Annotated in this window: 13 protein-coding genes and 2 pseudogenes; 10 read left to right on the top strand and 5 right to left on the bottom strand. The window is 69.8% G+C overall.

The genetic code is table 11. The annotated features are described in order from the left end of the window. Positions 1-228: 228 nt before the first annotated feature. The 4 genes from ACZ7M3_RS04255 to ACZ7M3_RS04240 form a co-directional block, all read right to left on the bottom strand. Entirely contained in the window at positions 229-756 is a 528-nt protein-coding gene (locus ACZ7M3_RS04255) for an SbtR family transcriptional regulator (RefSeq protein WP_472060581.1), read from the bottom strand. A gap of 166 nt (positions 757-922) precedes the next feature. Further along, complete coding sequence (locus ACZ7M3_RS04250; RefSeq protein WP_472060579.1) at positions 923-3,358, bottom strand: ATP-binding SpoIIE family protein phosphatase; 2,436 nt, start codon at positions 3,356-3,358, stop codon at positions 923-925. 51 nt (positions 3,359-3,409) lie between these two features. After that, positions 3,410-4,177 carry a SpoIIE family protein phosphatase gene (locus tag ACZ7M3_RS04245; protein WP_472060577.1) on the bottom strand — a complete coding sequence of 256 codons (768 nt, stop codon included), beginning with the start codon at positions 4,175-4,177 and terminating at the stop codon, positions 3,410-3,412. A gap of 574 nt (positions 4,178-4,751) precedes the next feature. Next, the gene (locus ACZ7M3_RS04240) at positions 4,752-5,384 is read right to left on the bottom strand and encodes a TetR/AcrR family transcriptional regulator (RefSeq protein ID WP_472060576.1); all 633 of its coding nucleotides are present in this window, start codon (positions 5,382-5,384) and stop codon (positions 4,752-4,754) included. 244 nt (positions 5,385-5,628) lie between these two features. On the opposite strand from ACZ7M3_RS04240, the gene ACZ7M3_RS04235 reads away from it, so the two are divergent. From ACZ7M3_RS04235 to ACZ7M3_RS04225, 3 genes and pseudogenes are all read left to right on the top strand, one after another. Beyond that, a complete protein-coding gene (locus tag ACZ7M3_RS04235) occupies positions 5,629-8,850 on the top strand; it encodes a bifunctional cytochrome P450/NADPH--P450 reductase (protein WP_472060575.1) in 3,222 nt (1,073 codons plus the stop codon). A gap of 162 nt (positions 8,851-9,012) precedes the next feature. Then, a complete protein-coding gene (locus ACZ7M3_RS04230) occupies positions 9,013-10,059 on the top strand; it encodes a zinc-binding dehydrogenase (RefSeq protein WP_472060573.1) in 1,047 nt (348 codons plus the stop codon). A gap of 108 nt (positions 10,060-10,167) precedes the next feature. After that, positions 10,168-10,356: pseudogene (locus ACZ7M3_RS04225) on the top strand (TetR/AcrR family transcriptional regulator); the annotation flags it as partial. A 429-nt stretch (positions 10,357-10,785) separates the two neighbouring features. Here the strand turns inward: ACZ7M3_RS04225 and ACZ7M3_RS04220 are convergent. Continuing rightward, the gene (locus ACZ7M3_RS04220; protein WP_472060571.1) at positions 10,786-11,421 is read right to left on the bottom strand and encodes a TetR/AcrR family transcriptional regulator; all 636 of its coding nucleotides are present in this window, start codon (positions 11,419-11,421) and stop codon (positions 10,786-10,788) included. Between the two features lie 138 nt (positions 11,422-11,559). On the opposite strand from ACZ7M3_RS04220, the gene ACZ7M3_RS04215 reads away from it, so the two are divergent. From ACZ7M3_RS04215 to ACZ7M3_RS04185, 7 genes and pseudogenes are all read left to right on the top strand, one after another. Next, positions 11,560-12,705 carry a VOC family protein gene (locus tag ACZ7M3_RS04215; protein WP_472060569.1) on the top strand — a complete coding sequence of 382 codons (1,146 nt, stop codon included), beginning with the start codon at positions 11,560-11,562 and terminating at the stop codon, positions 12,703-12,705. Then, positions 12,702-13,640, top strand: coding sequence for a fumarylacetoacetate hydrolase family protein (locus tag ACZ7M3_RS04210; protein WP_472060567.1), 939 nt, complete (start codon positions 12,702-12,704; stop codon positions 13,638-13,640). The genes ACZ7M3_RS04215 and ACZ7M3_RS04210 overlap by 4 nt, the downstream gene beginning before the upstream one ends. Beyond that, entirely contained in the window at positions 13,637-15,256 is a 1,620-nt protein-coding gene (gene mhpA / locus ACZ7M3_RS04205) for a bifunctional 3-(3-hydroxy-phenyl)propionate/3-hydroxycinnamic acid hydroxylase MhpA (RefSeq protein WP_472060565.1), read from the top strand. The genes ACZ7M3_RS04210 and mhpA overlap by 4 nt, the downstream gene beginning before the upstream one ends. Then, positions 15,253-17,286: an acetoacetate--CoA ligase gene (locus tag ACZ7M3_RS04200; protein WP_472060563.1), complete on the top strand. Its 2,034-nt coding sequence runs from the start codon at positions 15,253-15,255 to the stop codon at positions 17,284-17,286. Before mhpA ends, ACZ7M3_RS04200 begins: the two co-directional genes overlap by 4 nt. Next, complete coding sequence (locus ACZ7M3_RS04195) at positions 17,283-17,636, top strand: DoxX family protein (protein WP_472060561.1); 354 nt, start codon at positions 17,283-17,285, stop codon at positions 17,634-17,636. Before ACZ7M3_RS04200 ends, ACZ7M3_RS04195 begins: the two co-directional genes overlap by 4 nt. Positions 17,637-17,748: 112 nt before the next feature. Next, on the top strand, positions 17,749-18,441 hold the full coding sequence (locus tag ACZ7M3_RS04190) for a hypothetical protein (protein ID WP_472060559.1): 693 nt from the start codon (positions 17,749-17,751) through the stop codon (positions 18,439-18,441). A gap of 430 nt (positions 18,442-18,871) precedes the next feature. Continuing rightward, positions 18,872-19,303 (top strand): annotated as a pseudogene (locus tag ACZ7M3_RS04185) (TraM recognition domain-containing protein); the annotation flags it as partial. Positions 19,304-19,324 lie beyond the last annotated feature (21 nt).

The raw sequence follows: 19,324 nt of genomic DNA, 5'->3' as shown, positions 1-19,324 counted from the left end.
AACAGCGAGCACACGAAAGCCCGGAGCTCTCGGCGATGGAACAGGGGCCGTGCAATCACCGTCCGGCCTGCCCGTTCACCCTTCGGCGTTCACGTCGTCGGGGGCAGCCGCATCCGGATCACGCAGCGGAGCAGGTCCTGGTCAGCACCGCTCGCCGCGAAATTCAGCAGGTAACGACCCAAGACGCACCGGGCCCACCGACCGGGCCATCCAAGAGGACCGGCGCGATCAGGTGGCGCTACTGCGCTCGCGGGAGGCGATACTCGCCGCCCCGGCACGGAGCATGGCCTCATACAGGACGTCATCCGCGGGTGCGGCAGGCAGCGGGCCCCGCGCAGGGGCCTGGAACGACTGGATCAGCAGCGCGACCAGGCGGCGCCAGGCGTCCGGGACAGTGTCGCCGGCGAAGGTGACGACACCGGCGTTGGCGACGAGCAGGCGGACGAGATCCTGGGTAGCGAAGTCCTCCCGTAGCTGCCCATTGCCCTTGGCGCGGGCCACCAGCTCCAGGAACCCCTGATACCCCGCCACGCGCCGCTCCTCCAGGCTCTCGGCGGCCGGGAACGTCGTGGTCAGCACGTCGGCGAAGCCCCGGTCGGCGGCCTGCATGGCACAGATGGCCTCGATGAACCCGGTGAAACCCGCCCACGGATCGGGCGCGCCGAGAGCTTCGTTTACGGCGGTGACGTAGGCGTCCATGCGGTCGGCGAAGACGGCGGCCCTCTGAGACAGATGCACGGACGTGCCGGAGTCCACCTCATCCTGCTCCCTTGACCGGCACCCAGCGTCACCACCAACTGCGGGACAGACCCTCATTCCTGATGGACCCGAGCAAGACGGTCTGGGCCGAGTTGAGCGAGAAGGAGCCTGCCGGCTTCGCGCTGTGGGACCCCCCTGTAGGCGCAGAGCTTTCGGGCCGTGATCAGCGGGGGCACGCGATCGGCTGCTCGGACCAGATGGTCTTGCGGTTCTGGCCATGGCGGCAGCCCCAGCGCTCGGCGAGTTGGGCAACGAGGAACAGGCCGCGTCCGCCCTCGTCGGTGGTGCGAGCGCGGCGCAGACGGGGTTGGGCGGTGTTGGAGTCGGTGACCTCACAGACCAGAGCATTGTGGCGGATCAGTCGCAGATCCGCCGGCTGACGACCGTAGCGGATCGCGTTGGTAACCAGTTCACTGACGATGAGTTCGGTGGTGAAGAGGAGGTCGCCCAACCCCCATGCGGTGAGTTGGCTGGTCGCCCATGCCCGAGCATCCGAGACAGCAGCCGGATCGGCCGGTATCTGCCAGTGCGCGGTGTCCTCGGCCGGTACGGCGCGAGTGCGTGCCAGCAGCAGGGTCGCGTCGTCACGCGGTGCATCGTCCACCAGATCGGTGAGGAGGGCCCTGGCGGTCTCGTCCAAGGCGCGGTCCGGGCGGCAGGAAGTGGCGAGGGCATCGGTCAGCCGCCGGAGCCCGTCGTCGCTGTCGAGCGCGCCGCGGTGGACCAGGCCGTCGGTGTAGAGCGCGAGGACGCTACCCGGCTCCAGGTCGATCATCGTGGTCTCGTACGGCATGCCGCAGACGGCGAGGGGCGGCCCTGGGGAGACGTCGACGGCTTCGGCGGTTCCGTCGGGCCGTACGAGCACGGGCGGCGGGTGCCCGGCGCTGGCCATGGCGCAGCGTCGGGTGACCGGGTCGTAGACCGCGTACAGGCAGGTGGCGCCCATGACGTCGTGGTCGCCAGGTGGTGCTTCCGCCGCGAGGCGCTGGACCAGGTCGGCGATCCGGGTGAGCAACTCGTCCGGCTCCAGTTCGAGGTCGGCGAGAGTCTGGATGGCGGCGCGCAGACGGCCCATGGTGGCGCTTGCGGGTATGCCGTGGCCGATCACGTCTCCGGCGACGAGGGCCAGCCGGAGAGAGGGCAGGGGGATGGCGTCGTACCAGTCGCCGCTGGTGCCCGCCCCACGGCCTGTGGGCAGGTAGACGCCGGCGGTCTCGGCTGCCGGAGTGTCGGTCGTGGCCGGGGGGAGGAGTCTTTGCTGCAGGGCCATGGCCGCTCTGTGCTCGCGCGTGTAGCGGCGCGCGTTGTCGATGGCGAGTGCTCCCCGTGAGGCGATCTGCCTCATGAGATCCACCTCGTCCTCGGTGAACGGATCGGATGGGCCGGTGCGCCAGACCACGATCGCGCCGAGGGTGAGGCCGTGGGCGTGCAGCGGTGCCACCATCACCGCGTGGGTGTCCTGCGGGAGGTACTGCTCGAGCAACTGTGGGCCGCCGATCAGGGCGATGTAGTCGTCCCGGCCGTAGACGACCGTCTCGCCGTGCTGGAAGCGGAGCAGGCGGGCGTGGTCGGACAGGGGTGGGACGAGGTTGCCGCGCTGAATGCCGGGCGGCCAAGCCGCGGTGGTCGGCGCCAGGGCCGCGATGCGCAGATGCAGATCTCCTCCGCCGAGCCGCGCGGGTTCGTCACCGTCGAAGACGGCGTGCGCAAGGTCAACCGCGGCGAGATCACCGAAGGTGGGTACAAGGACGTCCGCGAGATTCTGCGCGGTCCGCACGGCATCCAGGGAGCCTCCCACGCGCTCGGCAACCTCATGGGCAAGATCCAGCTGTCGGCGGGCACGCAGTTGGTCGGTGTTGTCTACGTACAGGGCTGCGACCCCGGCGGGGCGTCCTCGCGCATCCTCCAGTCGGAAGGCGGTCAGCGACAGCGCGTGCCGGCGCGCCGGATGGTGCCGCCAGCTCACTCGCTGGTTCCGGTGGATCACCGGGACACCCGTCTCGAGCACCTGCCGCAGCACCGCCTCGATGCTCTCGGCGTCCTCGGCACACAGCACGTCGCCCAGCCGGGCGCCGGGCTGTATGGGACGGCCGTCGGGAGTGTCCGGCATGGCGTTCGTCTGCACGGTGGTGAGATCCGTGTCGTGCAGGGCGATCGTGATCCGGTTCTGTGCGGACAGTGCGCGCAGGAGCGCTGCGCCGTGCTGGCGGTCGGTGACGTGAGGGGTGAGGGCCGCGAGCACGAGGAAGTCCGCCGAGCCCTTCACCCGTGTGGTCCGGAATGTGACGTCGATCGTGTTGCCGCACTGGTGTCGCAGTCGTACCCGGCCGGTCGCCGGCCATTGCGTGACCCTGCGCGGGTCGTGCGGGAGGTCGGCCACCAGTTCCTGCACGGGGCGTCCGTGGACCTCATCGGCGCAGAACCCGGTCAGTTCCTGTGCTGTGCCGGTCCACCCCACCACCGCTCCTCGCTCGTCGAGCACGGCTGCGGCCAGACCGTCGAAGGCGGGTGGCTTGCCGCCTTCGACGGTGCCGGAGACGCTCGTCGCTCCTTGGGAGGCGCCTGCCGGGTCGGCGTTTTCAACATCCGATGCGTCCATGTCTCTGGCTTTCATTACGGGAGAAGGGGGTCCTGTGACGGCTGTCGTCGCTCAGAGGGCGCCGACTGTGGACGGCAGGTCTTGTTCGGCCCAGACGACCTTGCCGTCTGCTGCGGAGCGGGAACCCCACCTGCGCGACAGTCGCGCGACCAGGTACAGGCCGCGGCCGTGCTCGTCGAGAGTGCGGGGATGACGGGGGCGCGGTTGGCCGGTATTGGTGTCGGAGACCTCACACGTCAGCACCCGGTGCTGGATGAGGCACAGGCGGCTCGGGCCGCCACCGTGGCGGATCGCGTTGGTGACCAGTTCACCGACGATCGACTCCACGGGCGTCACCAGCGGTTCCAGACCCCATTGCCTGAGCTGGCGGGCGGCCAGGTGCCGGGCTGTCGGGACGGTGACGAGTTCGTTCGGCAGGTCCCAGGAGGCGACTTGGGCGGGTTTCAGTGCGCGGGTCCGCGCGAGGAGCAAGGTGACGTCGTCGGCTGATGCCCGAGCCGGCAAGGTCTTCATCGCCCGCGAGCACAGGTCCTCCAGGGAGGCACCGGGCTGTGCCAGGGCGGCGCCCAGGCGCTGCAGGCCGACGTCGATGTCCTCGTCGCGGGACTCGATCAGGCCGTCGGAGTAGAAGGCGAGGACACTTCCTTCGGGCAGTTCCAGTTCCACGGACTCGAAAGGCACCAGGCCGAGACCCAGACCCAAAGGGGCCCCGGCGGGCAGGTCGGGGATGGTGACCCTGCCCTGCGCGTCGACGATCAGGGGCGGCGGATGCCCGGCCCGCGCCAGCGTGCACCGTCGGGTGACCGGGTCGGACGCCACTCGTGCGCCGAGGAGCAGCAGTTGGTCGCCTGGGCGTGGTCCGCCGCTGCTCCGGAGAATGCAGGTGTACCAGCTACACCATGCCCGCGTGCTTCGACCGGCGCCGCGCAGACAGCTCGGCTGCCAAGGCGTGGTCAGGCTCGTTGTCCGAAGTGCGAGCGAGCCGCGCAGCTACGTCCAGCGCCCCTGCGCGCGCACCGTCCAGGTGAGCGCACGGCGCCCAGGGGCCCGGGGTCCGGCGCAGCGCCGAGGGGGAGAAAGGCGCGGCCCGCGGCGACGAATGAGGGTGTAGTTGCCGGGAGGGCAGATCCGGGGGCGCGCACACAAGCTCGGGGCAGTCGTGACGAGGGCCGCCCGGAGCGCTCCGGACCGCGGACCTGTCCGTGGCGGTGCCGGCCTGTAAGTCCTTCCCCGCCGCTCGCCACCGCGCAGCCGGGTCAACAACACACCGTGCACAGGCAGCGGCTGCCCTGGGACGGTCTTCCCGGACATGACGGGTGACTCCAAGTACGTCGCAGGCTGAACTCGCCGGATCACGGGCGCCCCAGGCCGCAAACGCCTTGGAACCACCAACTCAGCGGCCGGCACCCTGGCCGTTACGACCGGCGGCGAGCCGGCCCTCCAGGCCCGTGATGAGTGTGTCGATCACCAGCCGGAACATGTGGTCCTGATCAGGGCCTGTCTGGTCTGCGTCCGTGACCTCGTCCGCGCCGGCAGCGGCACCGGGGGGCTTGAGGCTCGCCCACTGCTGGAGCGAGCCGTTGAGTTCGGCGCCGAGGACACCGACGACGACGGCGACCATGAGAGCGGCGGTCTCCGGGACATCCGACTGCGACACCCCGGCAGCGGCCACGATCGCGGTGAGCGCGGTCCAGAACGGGTCGTCGGGCTGAATGAAGTCCGGCTGGTGACTGAACGAGTAGGCCATCAGCTCCGGGTGACGGTGCGCCAGGGTCCGGAAGTCCATGGCGAGCAGGCGGATGCGCTCCTGCCAGGGAGCATCCTGAAGCGTCACGGTGCGGAACTGGGCTCCGACCATTCTCGCCACGCCGCGCAGCACGGCTTCCTTGTTCGGCACGTGGTGGTACAGCGACATCGGGTTCGCATCGAGCACGGTGGCGAGTTTGCGCATGGTGAGCGCCTCGACCCCGTCCTCGTCGATGAGCCGCAGGGCGGCGGCATAGATCCCTGCCTCGGTCAGAGGCACGTCTCTCTTTCTCGTTCCTCGCGGGGGACGCCTCACCTTCTGTTCCATACCCCGTACGGTATCAGTTCCGTACGCCGTATGGAAATGACCTGAATCACAGCGGCCACAGACGTGGCCGGGATTGCTTCACATTTCCATACGCCGTACGGTACTAATTCCATACGGCGTATGTTTTCGTACGGCGCCACGCCATCGACCTGCGCAGCGCGCCCTCGCCCATCCCCTCCACGCAGAGGAGCAAGCCATGACCACGCACTCCGCGAACGACCTTCGCCCCATCCGGTCCCCGCGCGGGATCCCCCTCCTCGGCAACACGCCGCAGATCCCCGACACCAATCCGGTGGAGTACTTCGGTGAGCTGTCCAAGCAGTTCCCCGAGGGCATCTACGGCATGGACATCGCCGGCATCGAGCAGGTCTTCGTCTACGACCCGGACCTGGTGGCCGAGGTCTGCGACGAGACGCGGTTCTTCAAGCAGATCGACAAGACGCCGCTGCACCACGTCCGGGACTTCGCGGGCGCGGGCCTGTTCACCGCTCACCAGCACGAAGAGGAATGGGGCATGGCACACCGTGTCCTATTGCCGGCGTTCAGCCAGCGGGCCATGAAGGCGTACTTCGGGCAGATGCTGGAGATCGCCCAGGACCTGGCGGGCAAGTGGGAGCGCAGGGAGGGGCAGTCGGTCAACATCACCGACGACTACACCCGCCTTACGCTGGACACGATCGCTCTGTCGGGGTTCGGCTACCGGTTCAAGTCCTTCGACAAGGAGGAGCTGCATCCCTTCCTCAACGCGCTGCTGGGCGCGCTGGTGGAGTCGCTGAGGCGCTCGCAGGAGCTGCCGATGATGACCAAGCTCCGTAAGGCGGACGACCGGAAGTACCGCCAGAACATCCGCCTGATGCAGGACCTGGTCGAGAGCGTGATCAAGGAGCGCCGCGAGGGGAGGGGCACCAGCGAGGAGGACCTGCTCGGCCTGATGCTGGAGGCCACCGACCCGGACACCGGCAAGCTGCTGGCCGACGACAACGTCCGCGACCAGGTGCTGACGTTCCTGATCGCCGGTCACGAGACCACCAGTGGTCTGCTGTCGTTCGCCACGTACTCACTGATGCGCAATCCGCATGTCCTGTCGCAGGCGTATGCCGAGGTGGACCGCCTGATGCCCGGCGACACCGTGCCGGACTACGACACGATCATGCAGCTGGACGTCATCCCGCGGATCCTGGACGAGACCCTGCGCCTGTGGGCTCCGATCCCGGCGTTCGGCAAGGCCCCGCTGGAGGACACCGTCATCGGCGGCCGCTACCTGCTGAAGAAGGGCACCCGGGTCAACATCCTCGAGGGCCCCCTGCACACCCACCCCAACGCGTGGGAGCGTCCGGACGAGTTCGACATCGACCGGTGGCTGCCGGAAGAGCGGGCTCAGCAGCACCCGCACGCCTACAAGCCGTTCGGTAACGGCGTACGTGCCTGCATCGGCCGCCAGTTCGCGCTCACCGAGGCCCGCCTGGCCCTGGCGCTGGTGCTGCAAAAGTTCAAACTCTCCGACACCAGCGACTACAAGATGGACGTGCGGGAGGCGCTGACGCGCAAGCCCGGCAATTTCGAGCTGATCGTCCGTCGCCGGCAGGAACACGAGCGGACCGTCTTCGGCGCCGCGGACCTGCAGACCGGCGACACGCAGGCGCAGGCAGCGGTCAGCGGCGTCGGCGTCAACCTCACTGTCGCCTACGGATCCAGTCTCGGCTCGTGTGAGGACCTTGCGCGCACCATCGCCGACCGCAGCGAGCGCTCCGGCTTCGGCACCACCCTGGTGAGCCTGGACGAGCTGGGCGACAACCTGCCCACCGAGGGCCTGCTCACCGTCGTCGCCGCCAGCTACAACGGCAAGGCACCCGACAACGCCCAGCGCTTCGACGACCTGCTCGCCGCCGGACTGCCGGAGGGCGCGCTGTCCAATGTGCGGTTCGCGCTGCTGGGCGCGGGCAACACCCAGTGGGTGGCCACCTACCAGGCATTCCCCAAGCGGATCGAGGAAGGTCTGCTGGCCGCCGGCGCCACCCCGGTCGTCGAGCGCGGCATCGCGGACGCCGCCGGTGACTTCGACGGCATGGCCACTCGGTGGATGGACACTCTGTGGGCCACCCTGGCCGAGGAGTACGCCGCCGACACCTCCGAGGCGAGCGGCCCGCGCTACCAGGTCCAGCTGCTCACCGAGTCCGACGTACGCCCGGCCATCGTCTCCGAGCAGGCGTACCCGCTCACTGTCGTGGCCAACGGGGAGCTCGTGGCCGACGCGACCGGCCTGTGGGACTTCAGCATCGAGCCGCCGCGCCCGTCAGCGAAGTCCCTCACCTTCGAGCTGCCCGACGGTGTCACCTATGACACCGGCAACCACCTGGCCGTCTTCGCCAAGAACGAACTCGCCCTGGTGGAGCGCGCACTGAGGCGGCTCGGTGTCGACTACGACCAGGTGCTCCGGCTCGACCAGCCGGCCGGTGGCCGCACGCACCTGCCGGTAGGCACTCCGGTCACCGCCGGCATCCTGCTCACCGAGTTCCTGGAGCTGCAGGACGTGGCCACCCGCTCCCAGATCCAGACCCTGGCCGAGTACACCGACTGCCCGTGGACCCGGCCGCAGCTCCAGGCGTACACCGCCGACACGCAGGAGGCCGAGGAGCGCTACCAGCAGGAAATCCTTGGCAAGCGGGTCTCGGTGCTGGGCCTGCTGGAGCGCTTCCCCGCGGTCGAGCTGCCGCTGGCGGTCCTCCTGGAGATGACGGGGCCGATCCGTCCCCGCTTCTACTCCATCTCCTCCGCCCCGTCGGCCAACCCGCGCCACGTGCGCCTGACCGTCGGCCTGCTGGAGGGCCCGGCCCTGTCCGGCGACGGCCAGTACCGCGGCACCTGCTCCTCCTACGTCGCCGGCCTCGAGCCTGGGGACGTCGTGTACGGCTACGTCCGCGTCCCCTCCCCGACGTTCGCCCCGCCCGCCGACCCCGCCACGCCGCTGATCCTGATCGGTCCCGGCACCGGCATCGCGCCGCTGCGCGGCTTCCTGGAGGAGCGGGCCTGGCAGCACGCCAACGGCACAAAGGTGGGCCTGTCACAGGTCTTCGTCGGCTGCCGCCACCCGGAGCACGACTACTTCTACCGCCAGGAGATGCAGGACTGGGAGCAGGCCGGGATCGCCCAGGTCCACACCGCCTTCTCCGCGGTGACCGGCCACCCTGCCCGGTTCGTTCAGAACGCCATCGCCCATGCCGCCGACATGGTGTGGCAGGCCATCGAGGACGGCGCGTACATCTACGTCTGCGGTGACGGCCGCCGTATGGCACCCGCCGTCCGCGAGGCCCTCGCCGCCATCTACCGCCGGCAGACCGGCTGCGACGACGAGACCGCCCAGCAGTGGCTCGCCCAGCTCGAGGCCGACGAGCGCTACCAGCAGGACGTCTTCGCCTGACCGTCGCACGCCGTCACGGCGTGCGACCCCCAGCCGCCGGGAGGCGTGCGGCACCCCCGCTGCCTGCCGTACGCCTCCCGGCCACCACAAGCCATTCAGACGCCACACGGCACCCATGTCCCCGAACCACCGGGCGGTGCCGCTCACAGAAAGCAGATCGTCATGGACACCATGCTCGCCGGACGCTTCCACCTGGACAGCAAGAAGTTCGCCGTGGAGGAGGTCCCCATCCCCGTACCGGGCCCTGGCGAGGTCCTCATCAAGGTGAAGGCCGCAGGCGTCTGCCTTTCGGACGTCCACCTGATCGACGGCTCCCTCGTCCCGCTGTTCGCCACCTCCGACACGGTCACCGTCGGCCACGAGGTCGCAGGTGTGGTCCACACCCTCGGCCCCGACCTCAAGCGCGGCCTGCCCGTCGGCACCCGCGTCACCCTGGAGGCCGGCAAGACCTGCGGTACGTGCGCCGGATGCGTGCGCCGCCGCCCCTGCACCCAGATGCTCACCGCAGGCATCGACTACGACGGCGGCTGGGCCGAGTACGTGATCGCCCGCGAGGACACCCTCATCCCCATCCCCGACAGCCTCCCCTTCGACCAGGCAGCGATCATCCCCGACGCGGTCTCCACCCCCTACGCCGCCGTCGTCACCACCGCGGGCGTCCGTCCCGCCCAGTCCGTCGGCGTCTGGGGTGTGGGCGGCGTCGGCGCCCACAACGTACGTCTCGCCCGCCTGGTCGGCGCCGCGCCGATCATCGCCGTCGACCCGCTGCCCACCGCCCGTGAGCGTGCCCTGGACTTCGGTGCGGACTACGCCCTGGACCCGGCCGCCCCCGACTTCGCTGACCAGGTCCGCGCAGCCACCGAGGGACGGGGCCTGGACTTCGCCTTCGACTGCGCCGGCGTCCCCGCCGTCCGCGAGCAGGCCGCCTCCGTGCTCGGCCTGGGCGGCTCCCTCATCCTGGTGGGCATCACCCCCAGGCCGCTCACCATCACCGAGGGCCTGACCTTCAACTACCTGTGCAAGCAGGTCCGCGGTCACTACGGCGGTAGTCCCGAGTCGGTTTCCGAGCTGGTGCGGCTGACCGCGGCAGGCCGCCTCGACCTGGCCCCCTCCATCACGGACCACATTTCGCTGGTGGACGCGCCCGACGCGGTCAGCCGTCTGGAGAACAAGATCGGCGACCCGATCCGCCTCATCCTCGTCCCCTGACGCCTGTCAGCAGGACATCAAGCCACCCTGGGCAGGGGTGAGTGGGCGCCGGTGCGTGAGGGAGCACCGGCGCCCACGGCTTTCCGGCAACCGTGGAGAGGCAGAACCATGCAGACGACCACCGCCCCGGGCCGCGCTCCGCAGCGCAAGGATGCTCACTCCAACCGCAGACGCGTCCTCGCGGCCGCCCGGCAGAAACTGCGGCAGGACCCCGACGCGAGTCTCGACAGCATCGCTCAGGCAGCCGGTGTCGCCCGGCGTACCCTCTACGGACACTTCCCGAGCCGGGATGCGCTGGTCGCCGAGCTGACACAGGACGCAGGCCATGAACTCCGGCAGGCGTTCGCCGCAGCCCGTACCCCTGATGCTGACCCGATCGAGGCGATGACGCGGATGGTGTTGGCGGCATGGGCGGTGGGCGACCAATACCGCATGCTCATCGCCTTGGCGCGACGGCATCTGGGAGGAAATGCGATCCGCGCCACCCTGGCACCGGCCCGCGCAGAAGCCGTCGCCACCCTACGACGTGGTCAGTGCGAAGGCGTCTTCGCGGACCACCTTCCAGCACCCCTCCTCGCCCAAGCGCTGGAGGCACTGATGCCGGCACTCGCCGAGGAGAACGCCGCGTGCACGTGGGACGACCTCACAGGTGAGGCCGCGGCCACCGCGTTCCTCGTCGCCGCCGGCGTAGCGCACAGGCGGCTGCGCTTCAGGTGCAGGACGTTGTCAGGCGGATTCGGGCAGCGGGCGCCGGGTGACCTCATGGGCGTCGTCCGCAGCGAGGCCGAGCATGCGCAGGACCATCTCGGCGAGGTCGGAGGCGGCCTCATCGCCGTCCAGGTCCGGGCGGTCCAGCCTGAGAGCCACGAGGGACAGCAGGGTGCCGCCCAGTGCGGACAGGGCGGTGGTCGCGTTGCCGCAGGTAAAACGGCCCGACGCGATGCCGATCTCCAGATCGCGCAGGGCCCTCGGGGATAGGCCGCTGTCGGAGTGGATGTGGAACAGGCCGCGGTCACGCAGGATCCGCATCAGTTCCGGGTGGGAGTCCGCCATCCGGGCGGTGAGCCGGAAACCGGCCGCGACCAGCTCGGCCGGGTCGTCGATGCCTTCCACACGCGCGTCGATGACCTGCCCGAACTCCTCCAAGGCGTCCGACACCGCGGCGTCGAACAGCTCCGTCTTCGACTCGAAGTGGTTGTAGAAGGATCCGAAACCGACATCGGCGCGCTCGGCGATGGCCTGGATGCTGACGCTGGTGTCCCCGGTCTCCGCGAGGATCTGACGGGCCGCACGGACGAGCGCCTGACGGGTCTCGGCGCGGCGCCGCTCGAAGCGGTTCTTGGGCGGGGCTGACGTCGACATACGACCCAGTGTAACCGCCGCCACGATGGCACTGCCATTACTGATGAGATCCTCAATTATTTGGGCCGCACCCATTGACGCAGGGAAACGGCAGAGTTGATGATTTCCTCATTACGGCAGTGTTGCTTGGAGGACACCATGTCTCACATCCCCGTTAACAAGGGCGGTCCTCTGACGCCCCACCAAGACCTTCACAGTGAGCAGGGCGCCCTGCGCGGCGAGCACCCCGCACGATCCCGAAATCCGGTGATCAAGGTGGCGGACCTGGCCTGGCTCGAGTTCGAGAAGCCCGACCTGGACCGGGCCGAGGTGTTCGCCCGCGACTTCGGCTTCGCGATCGCCGCCCGCACCCCGCACGAACTGTGGCTTCGCGGCACGTACGCAGGCTCTCCCTGCATGGTCATCCGGCGTGGGCACGCCTCCCGCTTCCTCGGGCCGGCGTTCCGTGCGGCCGAGCGGGCGGACGTGGACCGGCTGGCCGCCGCCGTCGGACACACCGTCCGGGACATCGACGTCCCCGGCGGCGGTCGGTCGGTCGCCTTGTTCGATCCCTCGGGCCTCCCGGTCCGGGTGGTGCACTGCGCCGAGCCGTTGCCCGCGCTGCCCGAGCAGCCGCCGCTGACCCTCAACACCGGCACCGAACCCCGACGTACGAACACCACCCAGCGTCCGCCCCGGGAGCCGTCCCGCATCCAGCGCCTCGGCCATGTGGTGCTGGAGACACGGACGTTCACCCGCACCCTGGACTGGTACCTGGACACCCTCGGACTGATCGTGTCCGACTTCCTGTTCCTGGACGGGCAGCGCGAGCGCGGGCCGACGATGGCGTTCATCCGCTGCGACCAGGGCAGCCTGCCCGTGGACCATCACACCCTCGCCCTGCACCTGGGGCCCGGCAACGGGTACGTCCACTCCGCCTACCAGGTCACCGACCTCGACGCGATCGCCGCCGGCGGGGAGTACCTGGCCGAGCGCGGCTACCGGCGCAGCTGGGGGATCGGTCGGCACATCCAGGGCAGCCAGCTCTTCGACTACTGGCGCGACCCCGACCGCTTCATGCTGGAGCACTTCGCCGACGGCGACCTGTTCTCCCGCGACCTCGAACCCGGATGGGCGCCGATGTCGGCGAGCGGCCTGGCCCAGTGGGGTCCGCCCGTCACCCGCGACTTCCTGGGCACCAACCCCTCTCCCGCCAAGCTTCGCGAGGTCATGACGGCCCTGCGCGGCGACAACGAACTCGACCCCGCACGCCTGCTGGGCCTGATGAAAGCGATGAGCTCATGAGCACCAACGTTCTGCGCACCCCCGACGGCTGGTGGGCCGTCCGGGACGAGCACGCCGTCCGCATCGAGACCAAGGCGGTCACCACCGCCGAATTGCTCGCCGACCGGGCCGCCGTGCGGGAGGCCGCCGCCTCCGGCGAGAGCGGCACGCCCGTCGCCGGCCTGGTGACACTGTCCCCGGTCACCACTCCGTGCCGGGTGGTCGCCCAGATGGTCAACTACCGGAGTCACGCCAAGGATTCGGGGTTCACCGGCGACATCCCGCCCACCTTCTTCCGTAAGGCGTCCGGCTCGGTCAGCGGCCCGCACGAGACGATCGTCCGCCCGGCGCATGTGCGGTTTCTCGACTACGAGGTGGAACTCGGCCTCGTCATGGGCGCACCCCTGCCGGTGGGCACCGTCGTGGAGGAGCGGGACCTGCCCTCGTATGTCGCCGGACTCGTCCTCACCAACGACGTCAGCGCCCGTGACGTCCAGCTGACCAAGACCCAGTTCTACGAGAGCAAGTCCTACCCGACCTTCACGCCCACCGGGCCGTACCTGGCCCTGCTGGAGCCCGAGGACTTCGCCCGCCTGATCGACCTGCGGCTGCGTCTGAACGTCAACGGCGTGCCGCGCCAGGACCGCACCCTCGCCGACATGATCGTACGGCCGGCACAGGCGCTCACCCTGCTCGCCCGCTTCCAGACCCTCGACCCGGGCGACCTGCTGCTCACCGGCACACCCGGCGGTACCGCCCTGAAGGCCCCGCCCAAGCCGGTCGAGAGGATCGCAGCCCTGCTGCCCCCCGCCCTGAAATGGAAGGCGTTCTTCAACGGCCAGGCCAAGAACCCCCGATACCTGCGTAATGGAGACCTCGTCACCGCCACCATCGCCACCCCCGACGGGCACATCGACCTGGGCGAGCAGCAGACCGCTGTCGCGGACGCCACGTGAGCGCCGCATCCCGGAGACCCGTGGTCATCATCGGCGCGGGACCCGTGGGAGTCACGGCTGCGCTCCTGCTGGCCCGGTACGGCGTGCGCAGCCTCGTCCTGGAACGCCACCAGGACGTCTACCCCCTGCCACGTGCCGTCGTCGTGGACGACGAGGTGCGCCGGATCCTGCAGAGTGTCGGCATTCACGAGGAGTTCGCCGCCCTCGCCCGGCCGGCGCGCGGGCTGCGGCTGTTGGACGCCCGGCACCGCGTGATCGCCGAATTCACACGATCCCGGCACGGGCAGCATGGCTTCCCTCAAACCAGCATGTTCGACCAGCCGGACCTTGAGCGTCTGCTGCGCGACGCTCTGGCGCGCCGCCCGGAGTGCGAGCTGTGGGGCGGGGTCGAGGTCGTGTCCGTCACGCAGGGCACCGACGGGACGGCTCCGGTCCGGATCACCTTCCGCCGCGACGGCAGCGACGAGGACGAGCATGTCTGGGCCGATGGAGTCCTCGGCTGCGACGGCGCCGGCAGCCTCACCCGCGACGCCATCGGCGCCGTATGGGAGGACCTGCACTTCGAAGAGAGCTGGCGGGTGATCGACGTACGCACCAGCCGGCCAGTGCGGACCTGGGAAGGCGTCGACCAGATCTGCTGCCCCACCCAGCCCGCCACCTTTATGCGCCTCAGCGAGGACCGCTACCGCTGGGAGTTCCGCCTGGCCGACGACGAGGTCCTGGACGGACCGGGAGGGCTGAAGCGCCTGCGCGAGCTGGTCGCCCCCTGGGTGGACCTGCCGTCCGACGCCTCGTGGGGTGACTTCGCGGTGATCCGGCAGGCGCAGTACACCTTCCGGGCCCGCCTGGCCGACCGGTGGCGCCAGGGACGCGTGTTCCTGCTGGGTGACGCGGCCCACCTCACGCCGCCCTTCATCGGGCAGGGTCTGTGCGCGGGCCTGCGCGACGCCCGCAACCTCACCTGGAAGCTCGCCCGCGTTCTACAACAGGGCGCAGACGAAAGGCTGTTGGACACCTACGAGCGCGAGCGCAAACCGCACGCCCGCTACGTGATCCGGCTCGCGGTGGCCATGGGCTGGGCCATGACCGGTGGACAGGACCGCGGCGCGGCACTCCGCCGAGCCGTCGTCGGTGCTGCATCCCGCGTCCCAGGCGTGACCGCGGCGGTGAGCCGCGACCTCAGCCCCGCGCTGACCGCCGGCCCGCTCGTACGGCGCCGCCCCGGCCTCATCGGCCGTCGGCTGACCGGCACCTTCTGCCCACAGCCCTGGGTGATCGTCGAGGGCAGGCGAATGCGCCTGGACGACGTCCTCGGAGACTCCTTCGCCGTCCTGACCGCTGTGCCGCCCACCCCGCACATGACGGCCGTGGCCACGGCACTTCACGCAACCACGATCCGCCTCGACGACCTGGAGGACGACGGAACGCTGGTCGCCTGGCTGGCACGCGGCCGGGCCGACGCCGCCCTGCTACGCCCCGACCGCGTCGTGATGGACACCGTCCCCGCCGGCACCGGCCACTTCCCGGACCCCACCGCCTGGGCCTCCCTGCTCCACCCGGCCCGTCGTACCGCCGATTCCCGGTCCGTTCCCCCGCCGAGGAGCACCGCACCATGACAACCCAGCACCCCACGCCGCATCCGCAGCCGTTCCTGCCGCCCGACCCGGAGACGGCGGCCGGCAGCCGCGTCGCGGACTTCGCCCGGTGGGCCGCCCGGCACCAGGGCGCCGAAGGGATCCAGGACTCTACCGACTACCAGGCCCTGTATCACTGGTCCGTCTCCGACCTGCAGGGGTTCTGGGCGGCAGTGTGGGAGTACTTCGACATCGACGCTGCCACTCCGTACGAGCGGGTGCTGGCCGAGGAGACCATGCCCGGCGCCCGTTGGTTCCCCGGCGCCACCCTCAACTACGCCCACCATGCACTGCGCAACCTGCACCCGGACGCCCCCGCGATCACCGCACTGGACGAGACCGGAGCCGCCTACGAGATCACGGGCCGACAGCTCCGCGCCCAGGTCGCCTCCGTCGCCGCCACCCTGCGCGACCTGGGCGTCGGACAGGGCGACCGGGTGGTCGGCTACCTGCCCAACACCCCCCACGCCGTCATCGCCTTCCTCGCCACAGCCAGCCTCGGCGCGGTGTGGTCGGTGTGCGGCCAGGACTACGCACCCAAGGCCGCCGCCGACCGCTTCGCCCAGCTCGAACCCACGGTCCTCATCACCGCTGACGGCTACCACTTCAATGACACCCGCCACGACCGCCGCACCGCCTCCCTCGAACTGGCCGACGCCCTTCCCACCCTGAAGGCCACGGTGCTCGTGGATCACCTGGGCCTCACCTGGCCCGAGACCCAGCACACCCACCTGCCAGTGCCCTGGGACGCCGCCGCCACCCGCACCGAACACCTCACCCTCACCCCGGTGCCGTTCGACCACCCCCTGTGGATCGTCTTCTCCTCCGGCACCACCGGACTGCCCAAGGGCATCGTCCACGGACACGGCGGCGTCCTGCTCGAACACCTCAAAATCCTCGCCCTGCACTGCGACCTGGGCGTCGGGGACCGCCTGCTGTGGTACACCACCACCCACTGGATGATGTGGAACCTGGTCGTCTCCACCCTGCTGACCGGCGCCACCACCTGCACCTACGACGGCAGCCCCGCGCCGGTGGCGCGCCCGGACATCCTCTGGGAGCTGGCGGCCCGCCACAAGGTCACCGTCTTCGGCACCAGCCCCCAGTACCTGCTGGCCATGGCCAAGCTGGGCCTCGAACCCTCCGCGCACGACCTGTCGGGCGTCCGCGCCATCGGCAGCACCGGCTCCGCCCTGCCCGCCTCCGCCTACCCCTGGGTCCGCGACCATGTGGGCGCAGGCATCCAGCTGGCCTCCACCAGCGGCGGCACCGACGTCGTCTCCGCCTTCGCCGGCAGCGCCCCCACGACCCCCGTCTGGGCGGGCGAGGTTTCCGCCCCCAACCTCGGTGTGGCGCTGGCCGCGTACGACGGCGCGGGACGGCCGGTCGTCGACCAGGTCGGCGAACTGGTCGTCACCCGCCCGATGCCGTCCATGCCGCTGTACTTCTGGAACGACCCGGACGGCAGCCGCTACCGCGACGCCTACTTCACCGCCTACCCGGGCGTGTGGCGGCACGGTGACTGGATCACCCTCACCTCCCACGGCTCGGTGATCGTCCACGGCCGTTCCGATGCCACTCTCAACCGCAACGGCGTGCGCCTGGGCAGTGCCGACATCCACGACATCGTCGAACGCCTCCCCGAGATCACCGAGGCCCTCGTCATCGGTGCGGAGGAACCCGACGGCGGCTACTGGATGCCTCTGTTCGTCGTTCCCGCTCCCGGTGTCACGCTGGACGACGCGCTGCGCGAGAGGATCCGCGACGCCATCCGCACCGGGGCGTCGCCCCGCCACGTCCCCGACGAGATCCTCGCCGTTCCGGCCATCCCGCACACAAGGACAGGCAAGAAACTCGAGGTCCCGGTCAAGCGCCTCCTCCAGGGCGCCCTCGCCGAGCAGGTCCTCAATCCCTCGGCGGTCGACAACCCGGACCTCGTCGCCTACTTCGCCGACCTGGGAACCGAACGCCGTCAGGCCCGTCAGCCGCACACCGTCAAGGACGCTTCATGAGCCTCTCCTCCGCCCTGGCCTGTCTGATCGTGCTGATCTTCGCCGTGCTGGGGGTGGCCAAGATCATGGCGCTCGGCCCGATGCCCGAGTTGGCCGCCCATGCCGGCTTCACCACCGCCTCCTACCGGGTGATCGGTGCGCTGGAGCTGGCGGGCGCCATCGGCGTGGCCCTCGGCCCGGTCCTACCTGTCTCCGGAGGGCTGGCCGGCCTCGGCCTGCTGATGTTGCTCGCCGGTGCTGTGACCACACACGCGCGCAAGGGAGACCGACTGCCCAAACTCGTCCCCGCGATGGTGTGCGCCGCACTGGTCGCCTGGTATCTCGTGCTCCTTGCCGATGTGGGCTCGTGACGCCGGCCGCGGGCTGTAGCGGCCACCTGTCATGGGCGCCGGCGGCGGAGGCCCCTGAGTCCCGTTAGCGAGCCCGCGCCGGGGCTGGCAGACTGAATCTGTGGTTCCGCTGATGACCGCGACCGATCAGGCCGCGTCCTCATCGCTCACAGGCGCTGGTGTGGTGTCGGTCTGCGCGTTGCTCTTCACCGTGGCGTCGTTCTGGTGGCTCAACGCCAGACAGGGGCGCCTGAGGACGTGGGAGCCTCATTCCTTCGCAGCGATCGTCCACTCATCCACCGCCCGCCTGCGGCTCCCGCTCGTCCTTCACAACACCGGTCCCAAGCCGATAGTCGTGCAGGACCTCATCCTGACCTTCCCTGACGAGCCGGCTTCCCACCTGTCACTGCTGTGGGTGTCCTCACCGTCTCGCCTCCAGCCCGGACCGGATGAGGATCCAAAGCTGCCAGCCGGTTTCGTCGTGCCCGGCAGAGAAGCGCAACAACTCTTCATCGAGTTCGAGGCACCGTTTTCCGGGTTCATGCCGGAAGCCCGTGACTTCAAGGTCCAGCTGCAAGCGAGGGTCGGCCACCGCAAGGGGTGGCGCCGCCTGCTGACGTTCACCCTGCGGGCCGCCAACATCACCGATCCGGATCGCTACACCGTCTACAACAACGCGCCGATCGAGCTGACAAAGGAAGATCGGAAAAGGGCGGATGCCGCACTCCTTGAGCTGTTGGAAGAGCAAGGAGACGACTCCGCTCCAGGCGGCAGGAAACAGCCGCATTCTTCCAATGACGACGGCGACGCCGACACGAGCCGCTGATGCAGTTCCCGCCGGTCGAAGCAAGTCCTGCCGCGAGCAGGAGATCATGGCTACTGCGGCCACGCCGGCCCGTGAGCCCGGGGCGAGCGCCCTGGGTCAGCCGTTTCCTTCCAGCCAGCTAACGGACCATGCCCTCTCACATCACGGAGCCCCGCCAGAGGGAGGCGAGCCAGCGGGGGTTCTGCAGCGCCATTCCTGTCACGTCCCTATCACGAGCCCACGGACACCCTCACCTCACAGGGCTCTGACCTGGACCTACGTACTCGCCCTGGAGCAGTTGGACGCCCGGAGACGGCTTCTACGACATGTGCCATGTGGTACCCAGGGAGGGGCCCAAGATCAGGACAGGGGCGTCTTCTGGCCCGTCAAAGCGGTATTGCAGGGTGTTCGGTGGTGTCTCGCTCACCCTTCTGAGCCTCTCATCTGTCACCTGCAGAGCTACCGCCAAGGCCAGAAAGTCTGGGGCGACGCCGGCATGGACGCCATGTGGAGCGCCTCCACGATCAAGGTCATCGGGTCCGGAATCGACGACCCTGACTTCGCCGACAAGCTCAGCCGTCTGATCGGCGATCACGACGTCGAGACCACCTCCACCTCGACCTCCGAGTCCGGCAAGTCCACGTCCGTCAGCATGCGACAGGAACGCATCCTGGCCGCCGACGCCATCCGCGCCCTGCCCAAGGGCACCGCGCTCGCGTTCGCCACCGGCATGCGCGCGGCCATGCTCGACCTGCGCCCCTGGTATCTCGAGCCCGGCGCCGGCGAACTCTCCGCCGCCTCCGCCCGCGCGTCCAAGGGCATCACCGATCGCGCCGTCGCCAAGGCCGCCCCGAAGCAGACCGACTTCGGCACCGCCGCCTAGTCCGCGCGCCCCTTCTCCCCA

The organism is Streptomyces sp. NPDC111656 (genome assembly GCF_055656965.1).
This window is presented reverse-complemented; position numbering and strand designations above follow the sequence as displayed.

Excerpts from the sequence above, each read along its gene's own strand:
- ACZ7M3_RS04215 (WP_472060569.1), top strand. The coding sequence starts at position 11,560 with ATGTCTCACATCCCCGTTAACAAGGGCGGTCCTCTGACGCCCCACCAA.
- ACZ7M3_RS04230 (WP_472060573.1), top strand. The coding sequence starts at position 9,013 with ATGGACACCATGCTCGCCGGACGCTTCCACCTGGACAGCAAGAAGTTC.
- ACZ7M3_RS04210 (WP_472060567.1), top strand. The coding sequence starts at position 12,702 with ATGAGCACCAACGTTCTGCGCACCCCCGACGGCTGGTGGGCCGTCCGG.
- ACZ7M3_RS04200 (WP_472060563.1), top strand. The coding sequence starts at position 15,253 with ATGACAACCCAGCACCCCACGCCGCATCCGCAGCCGTTCCTGCCGCCC.
- ACZ7M3_RS04250 (WP_472060579.1), bottom strand. The coding sequence starts at position 3,358 with ATGGACGCATCGGATGTTGAAAACGCCGACCCGGCAGGCGCCTCCCAA.
- ACZ7M3_RS04235 (WP_472060575.1), top strand. The coding sequence starts at position 5,629 with ATGACCACGCACTCCGCGAACGACCTTCGCCCCATCCGGTCCCCGCGC.
- ACZ7M3_RS04195 (WP_472060561.1), top strand. The coding sequence starts at position 17,283 with ATGAGCCTCTCCTCCGCCCTGGCCTGTCTGATCGTGCTGATCTTCGCC.
- ACZ7M3_RS04190 (WP_472060559.1), top strand. The coding sequence starts at position 17,749 with ATGACCGCGACCGATCAGGCCGCGTCCTCATCGCTCACAGGCGCTGGT.
- ACZ7M3_RS04220 (WP_472060571.1), bottom strand. The coding sequence starts at position 11,421 with ATGTCGACGTCAGCCCCGCCCAAGAACCGCTTCGAGCGGCGCCGCGCC.